General features: G+C 68.1%; 14 protein-coding genes and 2 pseudogenes. 8 read left to right on the top strand and 8 right to left on the bottom strand.

Annotated features, from left to right (window positions below; genetic code table 11):
- Position 1: 1 nt before the first annotated feature.
- The 7 genes from BU124_RS03900 to BU124_RS03870 form a co-directional block, all read right to left on the bottom strand.
- Positions 2-874 carry a dimethyl sulfoxide reductase anchor subunit family protein gene (locus tag BU124_RS03900; protein WP_084861137.1) on the bottom strand — a complete coding sequence of 291 codons (873 nt, stop codon included), beginning with the start codon at positions 872-874 and terminating at the stop codon, positions 2-4.
- Positions 874-1,617: a 4Fe-4S dicluster domain-containing protein gene (locus BU124_RS03895; protein ID WP_084861136.1), complete on the bottom strand. Its 744-nt coding sequence runs from the start codon at positions 1,615-1,617 to the stop codon at positions 874-876. Before BU124_RS03895 ends, BU124_RS03900 begins: the two co-directional genes overlap by 1 nt.
- Before the next feature lie 82 nt (positions 1,618-1,699).
- On the bottom strand, positions 1,700-4,522 hold the full coding sequence (locus tag BU124_RS03890) for a molybdopterin oxidoreductase family protein (RefSeq protein WP_084861135.1): 2,823 nt from the start codon (positions 4,520-4,522) through the stop codon (positions 1,700-1,702).
- A gap of 102 nt (positions 4,523-4,624) precedes the next feature.
- Complete coding sequence (locus tag BU124_RS03885; RefSeq protein WP_084861134.1) at positions 4,625-5,689, bottom strand: acetate/propionate family kinase; 1,065 nt, start codon at positions 5,687-5,689, stop codon at positions 4,625-4,627.
- The gene (locus BU124_RS03880) at positions 5,689-6,624 is read right to left on the bottom strand and encodes a phosphate acyltransferase (RefSeq protein WP_084861133.1); all 936 of its coding nucleotides are present in this window, start codon (positions 6,622-6,624) and stop codon (positions 5,689-5,691) included. Before BU124_RS03880 ends, BU124_RS03885 begins: the two co-directional genes overlap by 1 nt.
- Before the next feature lie 47 nt (positions 6,625-6,671).
- Positions 6,672-7,427, bottom strand: coding sequence for a GNAT family N-acetyltransferase (locus BU124_RS03875; protein WP_084861132.1), 756 nt, complete (start codon positions 7,425-7,427; stop codon positions 6,672-6,674).
- Entirely contained in the window at positions 7,424-8,815 is a 1,392-nt protein-coding gene (locus BU124_RS03870; RefSeq protein WP_084861131.1) for an aminotransferase family protein, read from the bottom strand. Before BU124_RS03870 ends, BU124_RS03875 begins: the two co-directional genes overlap by 4 nt.
- 201 nt (positions 8,816-9,016) lie before the next feature.
- Here BU124_RS03870 and BU124_RS03865 point away from each other — a divergent pair, with 201 nt between their 5' ends.
- Together BU124_RS03865 and cueR are read left to right on the top strand one after the other, a co-directional pair.
- Positions 9,017-11,452, top strand: coding sequence for a heavy metal translocating P-type ATPase (locus BU124_RS03865; RefSeq protein WP_084861130.1), 2,436 nt, complete (start codon positions 9,017-9,019; stop codon positions 11,450-11,452).
- A complete protein-coding gene (gene cueR, locus BU124_RS03860; RefSeq protein WP_084861129.1) occupies positions 11,449-11,835 on the top strand; it encodes a Cu(I)-responsive transcriptional regulator in 387 nt (128 codons plus the stop codon). Before BU124_RS03865 ends, cueR begins: the two co-directional genes overlap by 4 nt.
- A gap of 106 nt (positions 11,836-11,941) precedes the next feature.
- Here cueR and argE read toward each other — a convergent pair whose 3' ends face one another.
- Positions 11,942-13,096: an acetylornithine deacetylase gene (gene argE, locus BU124_RS03855; RefSeq protein WP_084861128.1), complete on the bottom strand. Its 1,155-nt coding sequence runs from the start codon at positions 13,094-13,096 to the stop codon at positions 11,942-11,944.
- 311 nt (positions 13,097-13,407) lie between these two features.
- Here argE and BU124_RS03850 point away from each other — a divergent pair, with 311 nt between their 5' ends.
- From BU124_RS03850 to phoU, 6 genes and pseudogenes are all read left to right on the top strand, one after another.
- Complete coding sequence (locus BU124_RS03850; protein WP_218775093.1) at positions 13,408-14,394, top strand: substrate-binding domain-containing protein; 987 nt, start codon at positions 13,408-13,410, stop codon at positions 14,392-14,394.
- 102 nt (positions 14,395-14,496) lie between these two features.
- Positions 14,497-15,873: a phosphate ABC transporter permease subunit PstC gene (gene pstC / locus BU124_RS03845; RefSeq protein WP_084861127.1), complete on the top strand. Its 1,377-nt coding sequence runs from the start codon at positions 14,497-14,499 to the stop codon at positions 15,871-15,873.
- A 12-nt stretch (positions 15,874-15,885) separates the two neighbouring features.
- A pseudogene (locus tag BU124_RS14980) lies at positions 15,886-16,371 on the top strand (DUF3333 domain-containing protein); the annotation flags it as partial.
- A 501-nt stretch (positions 16,372-16,872) separates the two neighbouring features.
- Positions 16,873-17,682, top strand: a pseudogene (pstA, locus tag BU124_RS14975) (phosphate ABC transporter permease PstA); the annotation flags it as partial.
- A gap of 12 nt (positions 17,683-17,694) precedes the next feature.
- The gene (gene pstB, locus BU124_RS03835; protein ID WP_084861125.1) at positions 17,695-18,492 is read left to right on the top strand and encodes a phosphate ABC transporter ATP-binding protein PstB; all 798 of its coding nucleotides are present in this window, start codon (positions 17,695-17,697) and stop codon (positions 18,490-18,492) included.
- A gap of 4 nt (positions 18,493-18,496) precedes the next feature.
- A complete protein-coding gene (gene phoU, locus BU124_RS03830; RefSeq protein WP_084861124.1) occupies positions 18,497-19,207 on the top strand; it encodes a phosphate signaling complex protein PhoU in 711 nt (236 codons plus the stop codon).
- The last annotated feature ends 1 nt before the right edge of the window (position 19,208 follow it).

Genomic DNA, 19,208 nt, shown 5'->3' with positions numbered 1-19,208 from the left:
GCTAACGCTTTCCGTAATAGAGACCAACCACATGTTCGGCCTCGGCAAAGAAGAGCCAGCGCGCGGCGAAGACACCCGCCAGGTGCAGCAGCACCGCCACCGCGGCCAGGATATGCCCGGCGCCGGCCAGCAGGATCAGGATCGGCAGCCCGAAGCCCGAGACCAGCGCGATGGCGCGCAGGGTGCGGCTGTGCTTGCGGCCCACGACATGGACGAATTCATCCATCAGGTAGTTGGTGCCGGTATGGGGCGGCTCGAAGCTGCGCACCGCGCCGCGATCGCCCAGCCCGGTGGCGCTGGCCATGGTCGTGCCCGAGCCCGCCAGCGCCCGGTCGCCCACCGCCCAGTGCGCCACCTGCGCGGCACCCGCGAGCGCCAGCAACACCGCGGCCAGCGTGACCTGCCCGGCCAGCAGCGCCCCGCCCGCCAGGCTGAACGACAGGAACATCGCCGGAGTCGTCGGGTTGTTCCAGCGCGGCACCGTGCGCATCTGCGCGTAGATCATCGAGGTGGTGACGACGGTGAACAGGCTCAGCGCGGCGCCGAGATAGCCCGGCACCGCCCAGCGGTTGTCGAAGAACACCAGCCCCGCGCCGTAAACCGCCATTATCACGAGGGCGGCGACCGAGGCCCAGGCCTCGCGGCTGAGCCAGCTGGTGCGCCACTGGGTGAAGGCCTTGAGCGCCCGTTCCGGGTGGCCCAGGTGAAAAGTCGAGGCCATGAGTCCGCCCACCGCAAGCAGATAGGCGATGGTGAAGAACACGAAGGCGACCCAGCCCGTGGGCGCCAGCACCCCCAGCCCCAGCCAGACCAGCAGCCCGAAGCCCAGCCCCGAAAGCGAGGTGAACAGGATAACCGACGGCGCGGGATGCATCAGCCGCCCCCGACCCTGGACAGCGCCTTGTCCAGCCAGCCGACGAACCCCTTGGCATCCTCGGCCACGGGTTTCAGCGCCGGGGGTTGCATCTGCGCGTCACGCGCACGCGGCGGCAGGTACTTGTTGACCGGCCTGGTGCCCTGTTCAGGCATCAGGTCCATGCCGCCGCGCTCGGCCGTCAGTTTGCTGACATGGCTGTCGGGGTCGGCAAAATCGCCGAAATGCCGCGCCCCGGCCGGGCAGGTGCGCACGCAGGCCGGCTCGCGGTCCTCTTCGGGCAGGTTCTCGTTGTAGATGCGATCGACGCAGAGGGTGCATTTCTTCATCACGCCCGCGGTCGGGTCCATTTCCCGCGCGCCGTAGGGGCAGGCCCAGGCGCACAAGCCGCAGCCGATGCAATCGGCCTCGTTGACCAGCACGATGCCGTCCGCGCTGCGCTTGTAGCTGGCCCCGGTGGGGCAGACCGTCACGCAGGGCGCGTCCTCGCAGTGCAGGCAGGACTTGGGGAAGTGCACCAGCTGGGCGGGGCCGTCGTTGGGCTGGATCTCGTAGCTGTGCACCCGATTGAGGTAGGTGCCCGAGGGATCGGCACCATAGGGTTCGGTATCGGCCAGGGGCGCGCCGTAGTTCTCGGTGTTCCAGCCCTTGCAGGAGATCACGCAGGCATGGCAGCCCACGCAGGTGTCCAGGTCGATGACAAGGCCGAGCTTGCGGTCGGTCGTTTCGGGCAAGGCGGTCATGTTCGCTCCTTAAAAGGTTTGCGCCCGCCGGACTGGGGCTCTGCCCCAGACCCCGGGATATTTAAGGCCAGAAGACAAACGGTCATTTTCCGACCTTCCACGCGAGTGTTTCCGTCGCGGGCGGCACGGGGGAGGCGACCGGGGCGAAGGCCGGTTGCGCCTCTTGCGGGGCCGGGGCCTTGGCGATTTTCACGCGCAGGTCGAACCAGGCGGCCTGGCCCGTGACCGGGTCGGAATTGGACCAGCGCATCCCGTCGTCCTTTTCGGGCAGCAATTCGTGGATCAGGTGATTGAGCAGGTAGCCCTTGGTTGCCTCGGGGGCGTCGGCGTCCAGCGCCCAGGCGCCCTTGCGCTTGCCGATGGCGTTCCACGTCCAGACGGTGTTCTCGTTCAGCGCGGCCATGTGGGCCACCGGCACGGTGATCGACCCGGTGGGCGAGGAGACCACCGCCCAGTCGCCCTCGGCAAAGCCGTGCTCTTGCCAGATTTTCGTGGGCACGAAGAGCGGGTTCACCCCGTGGATCTGGCGCAGCCAGGCGTTCTGCGACCCCCAGGAGTGATACATCGCCATGGGCCGCTGGGTCAGGGCGTGAAGCGGGTAGCCCTGGGCCGTTTCGTCGCCCAGCGGCTCGAACCAGAAGGGCAACGGGTCCATGTGGGTTTTCAGCCGCGCGCGCAGGTGCTCGGGCGGCTGGTGCGCGCCCTTGCCCTCGGCGGCCATCTGCATGCGCCGCAGCGGCTCGGAATAAAGCGAGAAGACGTAGGGTTGCGGGCTGTCGTAGAAGCCCATCCGCACCGCCCAGTCCTGATAGGCGCTGTTGAAGGGCTTGTAATAGGCCGCGCCCTCGGGGACGTGTTCCATCCAGTAACCGCCCTCGCGGATATAGCTGTCGATCTGGCCCGCGTTCGGCTCGCCGCGCCCGTGCTGCAGGCCGGTCTCGCCCATGCGCCAGCCGGCCAGCGGCCCGATGCCGGGGCGGCGGATATGATTCGTCATGTAGTCGGCGTAGTCGGCGTATTTCCGACTGCCATCGGCGTTGACGAAGCCGGGCAGGCCCAGCCGCGCGCCGAGATCGCACAGCACCGACTGGAAGGCGCGCACGTCACGGTCTGGTTCCACCACCGGCCAGCGGATCGCGTCGGCCACCGCGTCGGCCTCGCTGATCGGCCGGTCGAGCAGCGAGATGCAGTCGTGGCGTTCCAGGTAGGTCGTGTCGGGCAGCACCAGGTCGGCATAGGCCACCATTTCCGAACTGTAGGCATCCGAATAGATGATCCGTGGAATGACGTAATCGCCGTGGGCGTCGGTGTCTGTCAGCATATCCATGGTCTGGCGGGTGTTCATCGACGAATTCCACGACATGTTCGCCATGTAGAGAAACAGCGTGTCGATCCTGTAGGGGTCCCCCGCATGGGCGTTGGAGATGACCATGTGCATCATCCCGTGCGCCGACAGCGGGTTGTCCCAGGAAAACGCCTTGTCGATGCGGGCCGGGCCGCCAGCCTGCGTCAGGCACAGGTCCTCGGGGCCTTGCGGGTAGCCCAGGTGCGGGCCGTCCAGCGCCGCGCCCGGCGTGACCTTGCAATGGGGTTTCGGGTGCCCCGTGTGCGGTTTGGGGTAGGGCGGCTTGAAGCGCATGCCGCCCGGCGTTTCCACCGAGCCCAGCAGGATTTGCAGCGTGTGCAGCGCGCGAGCGGTCTGGAACCCGTTGGAATGGGCCGAGATACCGCGCATGGCGTGCATGGACACCGGCCGGCCGATCATTTGGTCGTGCGTGATGCCGCGGAAATCTGTCCATTCCCGGTCAAGCGCGATGGCCTCGTCAAAGGCCACGCGGGCCAGCTCGGCGGCCAGGGCGCGGATGCGGTCGGCGCTGATCCCCGTCCGGTCGGCAACGGCCTCGGGCGCCCATTGCGGATCAAGGAACCTGTCGGCCATGGCATGGAACACGGGGCGGTGGGTGACACCGGCGCGGCGGTGGGTCGCGCTCAGGTCCGGCTGCACGCCTTGTCCGTTCCAGGGCGCAAGCTGGCCCGTGCGGCGGTCGATCACCTGCGGCTGGCCCTCGCTGTCCTTGAGCAGCAGCCCGTGGCTGTCGGATTTCGGGTCGCTGTCGACCAGGCAGGCGGCATTTGTGAACTGCGCCAGGTAGTCGAGGTCCACCTTGCCGGCCTTCATCAGCTCGTGGATCAGCGCCATGATCAGCAGCCCGTCGGTGCCCGGCGTGATCCCGAACCAGTCGTCGGCCACGGCGTTGTAGCCCGACCGGATCGGGTTGACGCCGATCATCCGCGCGCCGCGTTCCTTGATCCTGCCGATGCCCATCTTGATGGGGTTGCTGTCATGATCCTCGGCCACGCCGAACAGCAGGAACAGTTTCGTGTGGTCCCAGTCGGGCTGGCCGAATTCCCAGAAGGCCCCGCCCATGGTGTAGATGCCCGCCGCCGCCATGTTTACGGAACAAAAGCCCCCGTGCGCGGCATAGTTGGGCGTGCCGAAGGATTGCGCCCAGAGCCCGGTGAAGCTTTGCGACTGGTCGCGCCCGGTGAAGAAGGCCAGCTTTTCGGGGGCGGTCTCTCGCAGGGGTTTCAGCCAGCCGGTGGCGATCTCGAGCGCCTCGTCCCAGCTGATCTCCTCGAATTCGCCCGACCCGCGCGGGCCGACCCGCTTGAGCGGCGCGCGCAGCCGCGAGGGCGCGTTGACCTGCATGATCCCGGCGCTGCCCTTGGCACAGAGCACGCCGCGATTCACAGGGTGGTCGCGGTTGCCCTCGATATAGGCGACCTTGCCCTCTTTCATGTGCACGTTGATCCCGCAGCGGCAGGCGCACATGTAGCAGGTCGTCTTGCGCACCTCGTCCGAGACATGCGGCGACGTGTCCAGATGCGGCTGGTCCTTTGCCATCGGTCAGGCTCCTCCCTGCATCAATTGTATATCAATTGGCCCGGATGGCCATAGGGGGCAGGCGGTCTGACGGGTCGGAATTGTCGGGCGGGGCGGTCGATTTCAGCCCTCCCGGCCGATCACGGCCAGCGCGTCGCGGGCGATCTGGCGCTCTTCCTCGGCCGCGATGACATGCACGGGCAGCGGGCCGACCCAGGCGAGGCGATCCATGATCCGCCGGCGAATCTCTTCCGAGTGCTCGCCAATGCCGCCGGTAAAGGCCACGGCGTCCACCCCGCCCATGTCGGCGATCAGGGCGCCGGCCTGGTGGGTGACGGACCAGACGAAGTGATCGACGGCAAAGCGTGCCGCATCCGAGTCGTCGGCCAGCAGGTCGCGCATGTCGGGGGTGCCGCCGAGGGCCGCAAGCCCGCTGTCGGTGTTCAGCAGGTGGCCCGCCGCCGCGATGCCGATCTCCTCGGCCATCCGCAGGACCGCCATGCCGTCGATGTCGCCCGACCGGGTGGCCATGGTCGGCCCCGACAACGGCGAATACCCCATCGAGGTGGACAGCGATGTCCCGTCGCGGATGGCACAAAGGCTGACGCCCGCACCAAGGTGCAGGGCCAGAAGGCGGTCCGGCAGGGCATCGCCGAACTGCGCCACCATTCCCGCGTAGGACAGCCCGTGGAACCCGTAGCGGCGCAGCCCCTTGGCGCGCCACGCCGCCGGGATCGCGTAGGTCGTGGCCAGCGCGGGCTGATCCGCGTGAAAGGCCGTGTCGAAACTGGCGTATTGCGGCAGATCGGGCAGGGTCTCGGTCACCGCCCGGATGCCCGCAAGCGCCGGCGGGTTGTGCAGCGGGGCCAGCGGCACGTTGGCCTCGATCGCGGCGATGGCCGCGTCGTCAAGCCGGGCAGGCGCGGTCAGCGCCGTGCCGCCATGGACCACCCGGTGGGCCGCGGCGGTGATGTCGGTGGCGGTGATGCCCTGATCCTCCAGCGCGTCGAGGATCGCCGCGATCCCCGCGGAATGGCTGGTCGCATCCAATCGCTTCTTGGCTGCGCCGAGGCTCAGCCGCGCTTGCCCGCCGATTGCGGTGACCTGGCCTTCCAACACCTGCTCCAGGTCGGGGCGGAACAGGGCCATCTTGATCGAGGATGACCCGGTATTGAGCACCAGCAGCATCACCCGGCCGCCGCCACGATCATGCCCAGCGCCGCCGAGGCCAGCCGTGCCGGGGCGGCCTGGCTGCGCGAGGTCAGCAGGATCGGCACCCTGGCCCCCATCACCAGCCCGCCTGCGCAGCAGCCCATGCCCAGCACCATCAGTTTGAAGATGGCGTTGCCGGTGGTGATGTTGGGCGTCAGGATGATATCCGCATCCCCCGCCACCGGGCTGTCGTAGCCCTTGATGCGGGCGGCCTCGCGCGACAGGATCAGGTCCATGGCCATGGGTCCGGCCACGTCCGCATCGGGCAGGTGATCGCGTGCCCAGGTCGCGATGGCCGCGCTTTCCATGGTGTTGGCGACCGACGGGATCGGGTCCTCGGTCGGGGCCAGCAGGGCGGCGCGGGGCCGTTCGACGTCCAGAAGTTCGGACAGCTGCACAGCGAGCGACAGGCAGGCCTGGCGGGTTTCCACGTCCGGGTCCACGTTCAGCGCGGCATCGGTCATGAGCAGCGGCCGGTCGCTGCCCGGGGCCGTGATATGGAACACATGGCCGCAGCGGGTGTCGCGGTCGCGCAGCCCAGCGGCGGCGGGCAGGAGACCCTTGAGGAAAGTCGAGGTATGGACCTGCCCTTTCATGATGGCATCGACCTCGCCCGCGCGGGCGAGGTCGGCGGCCCGGGTGCTGGCCTCGGCGCGGGGGGCGTGGACCAGGCGCAGCCCCGCGATGTCGTAGCCGATTTCATCGGCGGCGGCCTCGATCCTCGGGCGGTCGCCGATCAGGACAGGCTCGGCGAGGCCGGCTTGGGCGGCCTCGCGCACTCCCGCGAGGGGGTGCGCCGCGCCGGCGTTGACCAGCGCCACCCGGGGGCGCGGCAGGCCCCGGGCCTGGTCCAGCAGGCGCTGCGGCGTCCGCGGTGCGCGTGTAGACAGGAAGGGATACGGCGGCGTCATGGCGGCTCCTCTGGGTGACGGATCGGTGTGTCCCCGGCGCTGCGGCATCAACAGGGCGGGCGCTCGGTCGACCGAGCGCGAGCGCGCTGCGTCGACGCAGCGCTGCCCAGCCGGCGCCGCTGGGCGCCAGCGGCGGTGAAATTCGCCGGGTCCAGCCAGGCCTCGAACCGGGCCCGCACCGCCGGCCAGTCGCTGTCGATAACCGAGAACCAGGCGGTGTCGCGGTTGCGCCCCTTGTAATGCGTCGCCTTGCGAAAGGTGCCCTCGTAGGTGAAGCCCAGCCGCGCGGCCGCCCGCCGCGAGGCGGCGTTGAGCGCGTCGCATTTCCATTCGTACCGGCGATAGCCCAGCGCGAAGGTGCGCGCCATCATCAGGTAATGGGCCTCGGTCGCGGCGCGGGTGGCTTGCAGGCGCGGGGCGAAGGTGATCCAGCCGGTCTCGAGGCTGTGGGCCGCAGGCTTGATCCGCAGATAACTGGCCAGACCCAGCGGCGCCCCCTCCACCATGACCGCGAAGAACAGCGGATCGTCGCCCGCGGCGGCCCGCGCGATCCAGTCCTGCAAGGCCGCGGCGCTGTCGAATGGGCCGTGCGGCATGTAGGTCCACAGCGCGCCGCTGTGATCTTCGGCGAAGGCCGCGTGCAGCGCCCCGGCATGGGCAGGATCAAGCGGGTCGAGCCTGCAGTACCGCCCCGCCATCGGCGCGCGTGTGGGGTGCGGGCAGTCGGCGGTCTGCGCCATGGGAAGGCCCACGGGCTGGCCGTGTTCGTTGCTCCGCTGGCCGGTGATCAGCGGGTCGGTCATCCGAAAACGCGGGCCAGCGCGGTATCTGTGGCCGCGACGATCCGGTCGATGTCGTCGCGCGTCGCTATCAGGGCGGGCGAAAAGCACAGCGTGTTGTTGCGCCCGGGCACCGATCGGTTGGTGACGCCGATTATGACGCCCTGTGCGTTGCACTCGGCCACGACCTGCCCGGCCAGCTTTTCGTCCACCGGTTCGCGGCTGTCGCGGTCGGCCACCAGTTCCGCGCCAAGGAACAGCCCCTTGCCGCGCACGTCGCCGATGACGGCATGCCGCTCGGCCAGGGCCTGCAACTGGTCGTGCATATAGTCGCCCATGGCGCGGGTGTTGGCCAGCAGGTCCTCGTCCTCGATGATGGCCATCGTTTCCAGCGCCGCCGCGGGGCCGGCGGTGCAGCCGCCGAAGGTCGAGATGTCGCGGAAATGGTTCAGCGGGTCTTCGGCATCGTCCTTGAACATCTCGAAGACCCGTTCCGAAGTCACGCAGCAGGCGATGGCGGCATAACCACTGGCCACGCCCTTGGCCATGGTGACGAAATCCGGCTCGATACCATGGTGCTGGTAGCCGAACCAGGTGCCGGTGCGGCCCACGCCGCAGACGACCTCGTCGATATGCAGCAGGATATCGTATTTGCGGCAGATCTCCTGCACCCGCGGCCAGTAGCCCTCGGGCGCGACGATCACGCCGCCCCCGGCGGTGACCGGTTCGAGGCAGAGCGCGCCGACCGTGTCGGGGCCTTCGCGCAGGATCACCTGTTCGATCTGGTCGGCGGCCCATTCGCCGTAGTGTTCCTCGGGCGCGCCGTCCTGTTCGTGCTTGCGGTATTCCAGGCAATGCGGAACGCGCACGAAACCGGGCGCGAAGGGGCCATACTGGGCGCCCCGTTCATCCTGCCCGCCCGCGGACAGACAGCCGATGGTCGTGCCGTGGTAATCGCGGTCGCGATACAGGATCTTGTGCTTGCGGCCGCCGTGGCGCTTCTGCGCGATCTGGCGCACCATCTTGAAGGCCTTCTCGTTCGCCTCGGACCCGGAGTTGCAGTAATAGACGCGCGACAGCCCCGGCATCTTGTCGATCAATTTCTCGGCGAACAGCGCGCCGGGCACCGTGCCGGCCGCGCCTGCGAAATAGGGCAGTTTGATCAACTGGTCGCGCACGGCATTGGCGATGCGTTCGCGGCCGTAGCCGAGGTTCACCGTCCAGACCCCGCCGGATACACCGTCGATGTGCTCCTTGCCGGCCTGGTCCCAGACGTGCATGCCGCGGCCCTCGATGATGATGCGCGGCGCGCCGGTCTCGAAGGGCTTGTGCTGTACCAGGTGGTGCCAGACGTTGGCGCGGTCGGCCTCGACCACACGGGAAATGTCGTTGGGGCTGAGCGTGCCGTCCATGATGCGGGGCCTTTCCGGGGTTGCGCGGCACCGCCCGGCCGGGCGCGGTGGCCGACGCTTTCGCCGATAATCTGCGCGGGCGGCGGGGGCCGGGTCAAGGTGGATTGACCGCCGCCCGGTGCCCCGGGCCCTGTTTCGTCGCGCGGGGCTTGACCTTCCCATTACTGGAACCTTTATATCCCCTGTCGAAAGGGGACTTGCATGACTGTTCAACGACTGGATTTCGAGATCGACGGGCTGAGCTGCGCCGGCTGCGTGGGCCGGGCCGAGACCGCCATCAAGGGGGTTTCCGGGGTATCCGGGGCCGAGGTCAACCTGGCCACAAAGTCGGCGCGCGTTGCCCTAGAGGGTGGCGATGCCCAGGAGGTCAGCCGCGCGCTCGACACGGCGGGCTACCCGGCGGTGCCGCACCGACAGCGGCTGGAGATCGCGGGGATGACCTGCGCCTCCTGCGTGGCGCGCGTGGAGTCTGCGCTGGAGCAGGTGCCCGGCGTGACGGGGGTGACCGTGAACCTGGCCGATGGCGTCGCCGCGGTGACGACGCTGGACAAGGACACCGCGCCGCTGATCGCGGCGGTCAAGTCCGTCGGCTACGAGGCCCGCCCGGTGCAGACCGGCACCACCGCCGCGGATACCGTCGGCGCCGAGATCCGTCACCTGCGCCGCTCCGTCGTGGTCTCTGCCATCCTGACCCTGCCGATCTTCGTCGTCGAGATGGGCGGCCATGCGGTGCCCGCCCTGCACGACGCTATCGCCGCCACGATCGGGATGCAGGCCAGCTGGATGATCCAGTTCGTCTTGGCCACGCTGGTGTTGGCTGGGCCGGGCCGTATCTTCTTCGCCAAGGGCCTGCCCGCGCTAATGCGGCGGGCGCCGGACATGAACGCGCTGGTGGCCATGGGCGCCGGCGCGGCCTGGGCCTATTCGAGCGTTGCGACCTTCCGCCCCGGCTGGCTGCCCGCGGGCACGGTGGCCGTCTATTTCGAGGCCGCGGCGGTGATCGTCACGCTGATCCTGCTGGGCCGCTGGCTGGAAGCGCGCGCCAAGGGTCGCACCGGCGCGGCGATCAAGCGGCTGGTGGGGCTGCGCCCCGACACCGCCCGCGTCGACCGCGACGGCGCGATCCGCGAGGTGCCCGTCGGCGAGATCGTGCGCGGCGACCGCGTGTACCTGCGCGCCGGGGACCGCATCCCCGTCGACGGCGAGGTCATCGACGGCCGTTCCTTCGTCGACGAAAGCATGGTAACGGGCGAACCCGTCGCGGTGGAAAAGACGGCTGGCGCCGCGCTCGTCGCCGGCACCGTCAATGGCAACGGCGCCCTCGTCATGCGGGCCACCGCCGTGGGCGCCGACACGATGCTGGCCCGGATCATCGAGATGGTCGAAGAGGCGCAGGGCACCCGTCTGCCGGTGCAGGACCTCGTCAACCGCATCACGGCGTGGTTCGTGCCGGTCGTCATGGGCGTGGCGCTCGTCACCGTCGCGCTCTGGCTGGCCGTCGGGCCTGCGCCCGCCTTGCCCTTCGCGCTGGTCTCGGGGGTGTCCGTGCTCATCATCGCCTGCCCCTGCGCCATGGGGCTGGCGACGCCGATGTCGATCATGGTCGGCACAGGGCGGGCGGCTGACCTCGGCGTGCTGTTCCGCCGCGGTGACGCGTTGCAAAGCCTGCAATCAGTTGACGTCGTGGCCTTCGACAAGACCGGCACGTTGACCATGGGCGCGCCGCAGGTGACCGATGTTGCCAGCAAGGGGGACGAGGACGATTTCCTCGCCACCGTCGCCGCTGTCGAGTCCGCCTCGGACCATCCGCTCGCAGGGGCGATCGTCGCCGCCGCCGAGGTGCGCGGGTTGGACCTGCCACAGGCCAGTGATGTGCAGGCGGTGCCGGGGCAGGGGCTGTCCGGCACGGCGGACGGCCGGTCCGTGGCCATCGGCAACGCCCGGATGCTGGAGCAGGCCGGCGTGGACGCCGGCGGCCTGACCGAGCAGGCCGAGGCGCTGGCCCGCGAGGGGCGCACGGTCGTCATGGTCGCCATCGACGGGGTGCCCGCCGGGGTGCTGGGCCTGGCCGATACGCTCAAGCCCACGGCCCGGGCCACCGTTGCGGCCCTGCATGCGTGGGGCGTGCAAACCGCGCTAATCTCGGGCGACAGCGAACCGGCCGCCCGCGCCATCGCGGCCGAGCTGGGCATCGACCATGTCGTCGCCGGTGTCCTGCCCGACGGCAAGGTCGCGGCCGTCCGCGATCTGCAGCAGGGCGGGCGCAAGCTGGCCTTCGTCGGCGACGGGATCAACGACGCCCCCGCGCTGGCGGCCGCCGATATCGGCATCGCCATGGGCTCGGGCACCGATGTCGCCGTGGAAAGCGCCGACGTGGTGCTGGTCTCGGGCAATCCCGGCGGCGTGGCCGAGGCGGTCGAGATCAGCCGCCGCACCCTGCGCAACATCTGGCAGAACCTCGGCTGGGCCTTCGGCTACAACGTTGCCTTGATCCCCGTCGCGGCGGGGTTGCTCTACGTTTTCGACGGCCCGCTCCTGTCGCCGCAGCTTGCCGCCGGGGCCATGGCGCTCTCGTCGGTGCTGGTGGTCACCAACGCGCTGCGCCTGCGCCGCGTAAAGACGGAGGCTCTGTCATGAACATCAAGGAGGTCGCGACCCGCACCGGCCTGCCGGCCAAGACCATCCGCTACTACGAGGACATCGGCCTGGTCACCCCTGACCGGGCCGACAACGGCTATCGCAGTTTCGACCGCACCCATGTCCACAAGCTGGCTTTCCTCGCCCGGGCCCGGGGCCTGGGATTCTCCATCGAGGATTGCCGTGGGCTGCTCGCCCTGTGGGAGGACCGCGACCGCGCCAGCGGCGATGTCCGCGCCATCGCCAAGGCACACCTGGCCGAAATCGAGGAAAAGATCGCCGGTCTTGAAGAGATGCGCGCGACCCTGTCCGACCTCGTCGCCGCCTGCCACGGCGACGACCGCCCCGATTGCCCGATCCTGAAACGGCTGGAATCGGGCTGAATTCGCCGACAATTCAAGGTTAACGCGCGCCCGGCTTCTTTGGGTGCCAAATACCGCGGGGGGAGTCGCGCTTGCGCGACGGGGGGCAGCGCCCCCCGACGACGTCTCACACCTTGCGCGTCAGCCGGGTCAGCATCGCCAGGCAGGCCTCGAGCTGGTCCACCGCGACATATTCGTCGGGCTTGTGCGCCTGCGCGATGGACCCCGGCCCGCAGACCACCGCCGAACAGCCCAGGGTCTGGAACAGCCCGGCCTCGGTCCCGAAGGGCACCAGTCCACAGCCATTGGCGCCCGTCAGTTCCATGCACAGATCGCGCGCGGCATTGTCGTCCATGGGCGCGAGGCCCTCGACTTCGGCGATGGTCTCGGTCTCGATCCGCGCGCGCGGGTCCACCCGCCGCATGGCGGGCAGCAGCGTGTCGGACACGTAGGTGGCCAGATCGGCCTTCACGAACTCGGCGTCGGAGGCCTGCACCGGGCGCATCTCCCACTCCACCTCGGCCATGCCGGGGATGACGTTGTGCGCGATGCCGCCATGCAGCGCGCCGGTGTTGATGGTGCTCCAGGGCGGGTCGAAAGCCGACCCCTCCGGCGCCCGGTCCCGCAGGCGGTCGGACAAGTCCAGCAGCCGGGTGACGTAGCGAACGGCGTAGTCCACGGCGTTGACGCCCAGGTCGGGCGACGAGCCGTGCCCTTCCAGCCCGGTGAACCGGGTGGTGTATTCGAAGCAGCCCTTGTGCCCTTCGATCACGCGCATCTCGGTCGGCTCGCCGATGATCGCCATCGCCGGCCGCAGGCCCGTCTCGCGCAGCCGGGCGACCAGCGCCTGCCCGCCGAGACATCCCACCTCCTCGTCATAGGTAAAGGCCATGTGCAACGGGCGGGTCTGCGCCGCCGCGGCAAACCGGGGCGCCAGCGCTAGGCAGGCGGCTATGAAGCCCTTCATGTCGCAGGTGCCGCGGCCGAACAGCTTGCCCTCGGCTTGCGTCAGCTCGAACGGATCGCTGCTCCAGGGCTGATCGGCCACCGGCACGACATCGGTATGCCCCGACAGCACGATGCCGCCGTCGCGATCGGGCCCGAAGGTGGCCAGCACGTTGGCCTTCTGCCCGCTGGCGTCATGCTGCACCTCGACCCGCGCGCCGTGGTGTTCCAGCACGCCGGCAACATGATGGATCAGCCCGAGGTTGCTGTCCGCCGAAACGGTCGGAAAACCGACGAGGGTGCGCAGCTCGTCAATGCAGGTGGTCAGATCGGTCATTCGGCAAGCGTTGGACCGGGGCGCGCGCCGCGTCAATCCCGGGTGCGCGCGGGCAACGATTCGAGCCGGGGTCCGGGCGTCGGGGGTTCCTGCGCGGGGGTCGACAACCGCCGGTGGTAAACCCCGCGTCAACCCTGCAAGGCCGCGCGGCAACCCGGCGAAAAATCCTTTGCGGACGGGCCTCGCCGCCGGGGCTGTTACAAAACCGTCATATAACTGTTGCATAAGCATCATCGGCAATCCTTAGCCCTGCGGCCCAAGGTCAGTCGGCTCGCGGCTGACCGCCTGCAAGACAATATCAGGAGTATCCCATGTCGCTTGCAAAAATGACCGCCTCTGCCGTGGCGATCGCTGCCGTCTCGGCCACCGCGGTGGCCGCGCAGGAGCGCAGCACGATCCGCATCGTCGGCTCGTCCACCGTTTTCCCGTTTGCCACGGCCGCGGCCGAGCAGTTCGGCAACTCCACCGACTTCGACACCCCCGTCGTCGAATCGACCGGCTCGGGCGGCGGCCTGAAGCTGTTCTGCGCCGGTGTCGGCGTCGAGCATCCCGACGTGACCAACGCCTCGCGTCGTGTGAAGATGTCCGAGGTCGAGACCTGCGCCGAGAACGGCGTCGAGTTCACCGAGGTCGTGGCCGGCTATGACGGCATCGTCATGGCCAATGCCGAATCCGGCCCTGCCTACGAGCTGAGCAAGGCGCAGGTCTGGGAAGCCCTGGCCGCCGAAGGCCCGATGCCGACCATGTGGTCCGACATCGACCCGGCCCTGCCGGCCGAGGAAATCGAAGTGCTGGGCCCCCCGCCGACCTCGGGCACCCGTGACGCCTTCGAAGAGCTGATGATGGCAGCTGGGTGTGAAGACGCCGGTGGCGAAGACTGCGAAGGCGCCGGCATGGAGATCCGTGAAGACGGCCCCTATGTCGAAGCCGGCGAGAACGACAACCTGATCGTCTCCAAGCTGGAAGCCAACGACCGCGCGCTGGGCATCTTCGGCTTCTCGTTCCTGGACCAGAACCAGGACTCGCTGCAGGGCACCGTGATCGAGGGTGTCGAGCCCACCTTCGAGAACATCGCCTCGGAAGCCTACCCGGTGTCGCGTTCGATGTACTTCTACATCAAGCACGCCCACGTCGACGTGATCCCCGGCGTCCTGGACTATGCCCGTGAATTCGTGAGCGCCCAAGGTCCCGACGGCTACCTCGTCGAGCTCGGCATGATCCCGGTTTCGGAGGACATGCAGCAGGCCAACCTCGACGCCATCGAGAACCTGCCGGCGCTGACCACCGACACCTACTGATCCCTTTGATCGGACCTGGCCGGGGGCGCTGCGCCGCCCCCGGCGTTTTCACTCAAGCACGGCCCGATTGTCCTGCCGGGTCGGAACCACCGGGGTTCCTGCATGCTCTTCGCTCTTTTCCTGCTTGTTCCCGTCGCGGCCGCGGCCGCCTATGTCACGGCGCGCCAGCGCGCGACGGCGTTGTCGACGGCCGCCGGGCAGCGGCTGCATTCGCGCCCGCAGCATCACGGCCTGCACAGCGCCCTGTGGGTCCTCATCGCCGGTTGGGGTGCGCTGATCGTCCTGACGGTGGTGGGCGAGGCGCTGATCCAGCGGGTTCTCATGGCCCGGATCAGCGATGCCCTGCCCGACGAGGGGCCGCTGCAGTGGAACCTCGTCCTGTCTGATGCGCGGAGCTTTGCCCAGGGGGCGGTGTCCTCGGAGATGGACCCGCTGCGCGAACGGATTGCCGGCGCCTTTTCCTGGATGAACGGCACGCGGCTATGGCTGACCGTTCTGGCGACCCTCGGCGGAGCGGCCGCCGCGGCCTGGTGGACCTACAAGGGCATCACCGTCGAGGCGCGCGCCCGCGTCCAGTCCGAGACCATAATTCGACGCGGCCTTGCCGTTATGGCGACGGTCGCCGTTCTCACGACCATCGGAATCGTGTTCTCGCTGATTTTCGAGACCGTCCGCTTTTTCAACGCCATCGACTGGCAGCTGCACAAATTCCTGTTCGGCACCACCTGGAGCCCGCTGTCCGGCGTCTTCGAGGGCGAGATGGACGCTGACAAGGTCGGTATCGTGCCGCTCTTCGCGGGCACCCTGATGATCACGCTGATCGCCATGCTGGTGGCAGTGCCCGTGGGCCTCTTCGCAGCGATCTACCTGTCGGACTTTGCCAACCATCGCGTGCGCGCCGTGGTCAAGCCGGTGATGGAACTGCTCGCCGGTATCCCGACGGTTGTTTACGGGTTCTTCGCCGCGATCACCGTCGCGCCCCTGCTGCGCGACACCGGCGAAGCGATCGGCATCCGCGTAGCCTCGGAATCCGCGCTCGCGGCCGGGCTGGTGATGGGAATCATGATCATCCCCTTCATCTCGTCGCTCAGCGACGACGTGATCACCTCGGTCCCGCAGAGTTTGCGCGACGGCTCGCTGAGCCTCGGCGCCACCAAGGCCGAAACAATCCGCAAGGTTGTCTTGCCGGCGGCGTTGCCCGGTATTGTCTCGGCCATCGTGCTCGGCGTCAGCAAGGCCATCGGCGAGACCATGATCGTGGTCATGGCCGCGGGGCAGGGGCCCAACCTGACCGGCAACCCGCTGGAGGCGATGACGACCGTGACGGTCCAGATCGTCGCGCTGATCACGGGCGACACCGAGGCCGAGACGGCCGCCGGTCCGGCCTTCACGCTCGGTTTCACGCTCTTTGTGATGACACTTCTGATGAACATGCTCGCCCAGCGGCTGGTTGCCCGCTTCCGCGAAGCCTACGACTGACGGGAAACGATCATGGCTGACCTCGCCTCCGATAGCCCCGCCGCAGCACCGCGCCCCGGCAGCCTTGCCGCCGGGTCCGCGCGCCTGCGCAAGCGCCGCCGCGCCGAGCTGCGGTTGAAAATCTACGGCCTTTCGGCCATCGGCATCGCCGCGGCAGCCTTGATCGCGCTGCTGTCCACGGTCGTCTTCCAGGCCGGCGGTGCCCTGTTCACCACCTATTTCGACAAGGAAATCCGGCTCGACACCGACTTTCTGGAGGTCACCCCGAGTTCGGACCCCGAAACCATCCGCCGCGCCGATTTCGACGCCCTGATCGACCGCAGCCTCGAGCAGCGGTTCCCTCTCGCCACCGGGCGGCAGGAGTTGCGCGAACTGCACGATCTCGTCTCGGGCGGGGCCAGTTTCGAGCTGGCCGATCATGTTGCGGCGACCCCGGACCTTCTGGGCCAGAGCATCAACTTCGACCTGATCGGGTCAGACACGCTGGACCTTTACAAGCAGGGCGCCTACGGGCAGCTCGACCAACAGCCGGTCAACGGGCTGCTTTCGGTGTCGCAGCTCGAGGACGGCAGCCTTGCCGTGTCGTCCAGCGCGAACGATTTTGCCGACGCTCTGCGGCAGGTGAAGGCGCAGCTTTACGACGACGCCGAAAGGCTGCGCGCCCAGGCCGACCGCCAGCAGAACGCTGTGAATGTCTATGGCGAACGCGCCGATGCCGCCGAGACGGCGGAAGAACGCGAGGAAAACCTCGCCGACCAAGCCGACGCGATCGAGAAGCGCGACGCCCTGCTTGCCGAAGCAGAGGCGCTTGTCGCCCGTGCCGAGGGGGCCGGCGGCGCCGAGGAGGTGGACGAGGAGAACGTGTCGCTGTTCCTCAAGGCCGGCGGGGGCTGGATGCACCTGACCGAAGTGAACCGCCAGAGCGGAACAGGCGAAATGCTAACGCAGGTCGACCTGCCCATCGAGGACAGCGAAAACTGGTCCTTTCACATCATGCCTTCGCCCGAGGCCGACCGCCCCTTCAGCGACAACCAGATCGCCTGGACCGAGACCCTGAAGGAGGCCGGCCTGATCGAGCGGGTTTTCAACACCCGGTTCTTCACCGCCGCCGACAGCCGCGCACCGGAACTGGCCGGTATCTGGGGCGCGGTCGTGGGCTCGTTCTGGACCATGATCGTCACCTTCAGCCTTACCTTCCCGGTGGGTGTGCTCGGGGCGATCTACCTGCAGGAATTCGCGCCGAAAAACCGCTTCACCGACTTCATAGAGGTCAACATCAACAACCTTGCGGCGGTGCCGTCGATCGTCTTCGGCCTGCTGGGCCTGGCGGTGTTCCTCAGCTTCTTCGGGATGCCGCGGTCGGCGCCACTGGTGGGCGGTATCGTGCTGGCCCTCATGACGCTGCCGACGATCATCATCGCCGCGCGCGCCGCCCTGCGCGCCGTGCCGCCCTCGATCCGTGAGGCCGCGCTGGGCGTTGGCGCCTCGAAGGTGCAGGCGGTGTTCCACCATGTCCTGCCGCTGGCGATGCCCGGCATCCTGACCGGCACCATCATCGGCATGGCCGCCGCCCTGGGCGAGACCGCGCCGCTTCTGCTGATCGGTATGGTGGCCTTCATCGTCGACGTGCCCTCGGGTATCACGGACAGCGCGACGGTCCTGCCGGTGCAGGTGTTCCGCTGGTCCGACTTTCCCGAGCGTGCCTTCGAAGCCAAGACGGCAGCGGCGATTTGCGTGCTGCTCACCTTCCTTGTTGTTATGAATGCGCTGGCCATCTTCCTGCGCAAGCGTTTCGAGCGCCGCTGGTAAAGGGGACCGACCATGAACGATATGCGACTGATTGAAAGAGCGGTGGATATGGACGACATCAAGATCTCGGCCCGCGACGTGCAGGTCTACTACGGTGACAATCACGCCATCAAGGACGTGGGCGTCGATATCGAGGACAAGACCGTGACCGCCTTCATCGGGCCGTCGGGCTGCGGCAAGTCCACCTTCCTGCGCTGCCTGAACCGGATGAACGACACCATCGATGTCTGCCGGGTCGAGGGCGATATCCACCTCGATGGCGAGGACATCAACGCGAGGCAGGTTGATCCGGTGCAACTGCGCGCCAAGGTCGGCATGGTGTTCCAGAAGCCGAACCCGTTCCCCAAGTCGATCTACGAGAACGTCGCCTACGGCCCCAAGATCCACGGCATGGCCGCGACCAAGGCCGAGCTGGATGAAATCGTCGAGACCGCGCTGCGCCGCGCGGCGCTCTGGGACGAGGCGAAGGATCGCCTCGACACCGCCGGCACGGGCCTGTCGGGTGGCCAGCAGCAGCGGCTGTGCATCGCCCGGGCGGTGGCGACCCAGCCCGAGGTGCTGCTGATGGACGAACCCTGTTCGGCGCTGGACCCGATCGCGACCAGCCAGGTCGAGGAACTGATCGACGAGTTGCGCGCGAATTACTGCGTCGTCATCGTCACGCACTCGATGCAGCAGGCCGCCCGCGTCAGCCAGAAGACGGCGTTTTTCCACCTCGGCAACCTCGTCGAATACGGCGAGACCGGGAAAATCTTTACCAACCCCGAGGATGAGCGTACCGAAAGCTACATCACCGGGCGGATCGGGTGATATCATGAACCAGGAACACATTTCCTCGGCTTTCGACCGCGACCTCGAGGCGATCCAGGCGCTGATGGTCAAGATGGGCGGGCTGGTCGAGGCCGCCATCCTCGACGGGGCCAAGGCCGTCACGACCCGCGACACCGAACTGGCCGAACAGGTGCGCAAGGGCGACGCGGCCATCGACGAACTGGAGGAACGCATCAACGAGGAATCCGCGCGGACCATCGCCCTGAGGGCGCCGGTCTCCAGTGACCTCAGGGTTGTGCTTTCCGTGCTCAAGCTCTCGGCAAGCCTCGAGCGAATCGGGGACTATGCCCGCAACCTGGCAAAGCGCACCGAGGTCCTGGCCGACCAGCGCCCGATCAGCGGCCCGGACAAGTCGCTCAAGCGGATGTCCAAAGAAGTCCAGCGCATGCTCAAGGACACGCTGGATGCCTATGTGCGCCGCGACGTCGAACTGGCCGAGGACGTTCGCCAGCGCGATGAGGAAGTCGACGAGATGTACAACGCGCTGTTCCGCGAGTTCCTGACCTTCATGATGGAGGACCCGCGCAACATCACGGCCTGCATGCATCTGCACTTCATTGCCAAGAACGTCGAACGTATGGGGGACCTCGTCACCAACATGGCCGAACAGGTTGTCTATGTCGTCACCGGCGACATACCCGATGACAGCCGCCCCAAGAGCGACGAGACGGCCTTCATCTCCGGCGAAACGTAAG

This window comes from Salibaculum halophilum, from assembly GCF_002094885.1.
In the GTDB taxonomy this organism is placed as follows: Bacteria; Pseudomonadota; Alphaproteobacteria; order Rhodobacterales; family Rhodobacteraceae; genus Salibaculum; species Salibaculum halophilum.
This window is presented reverse-complemented; position numbering and strand designations above follow the sequence as displayed.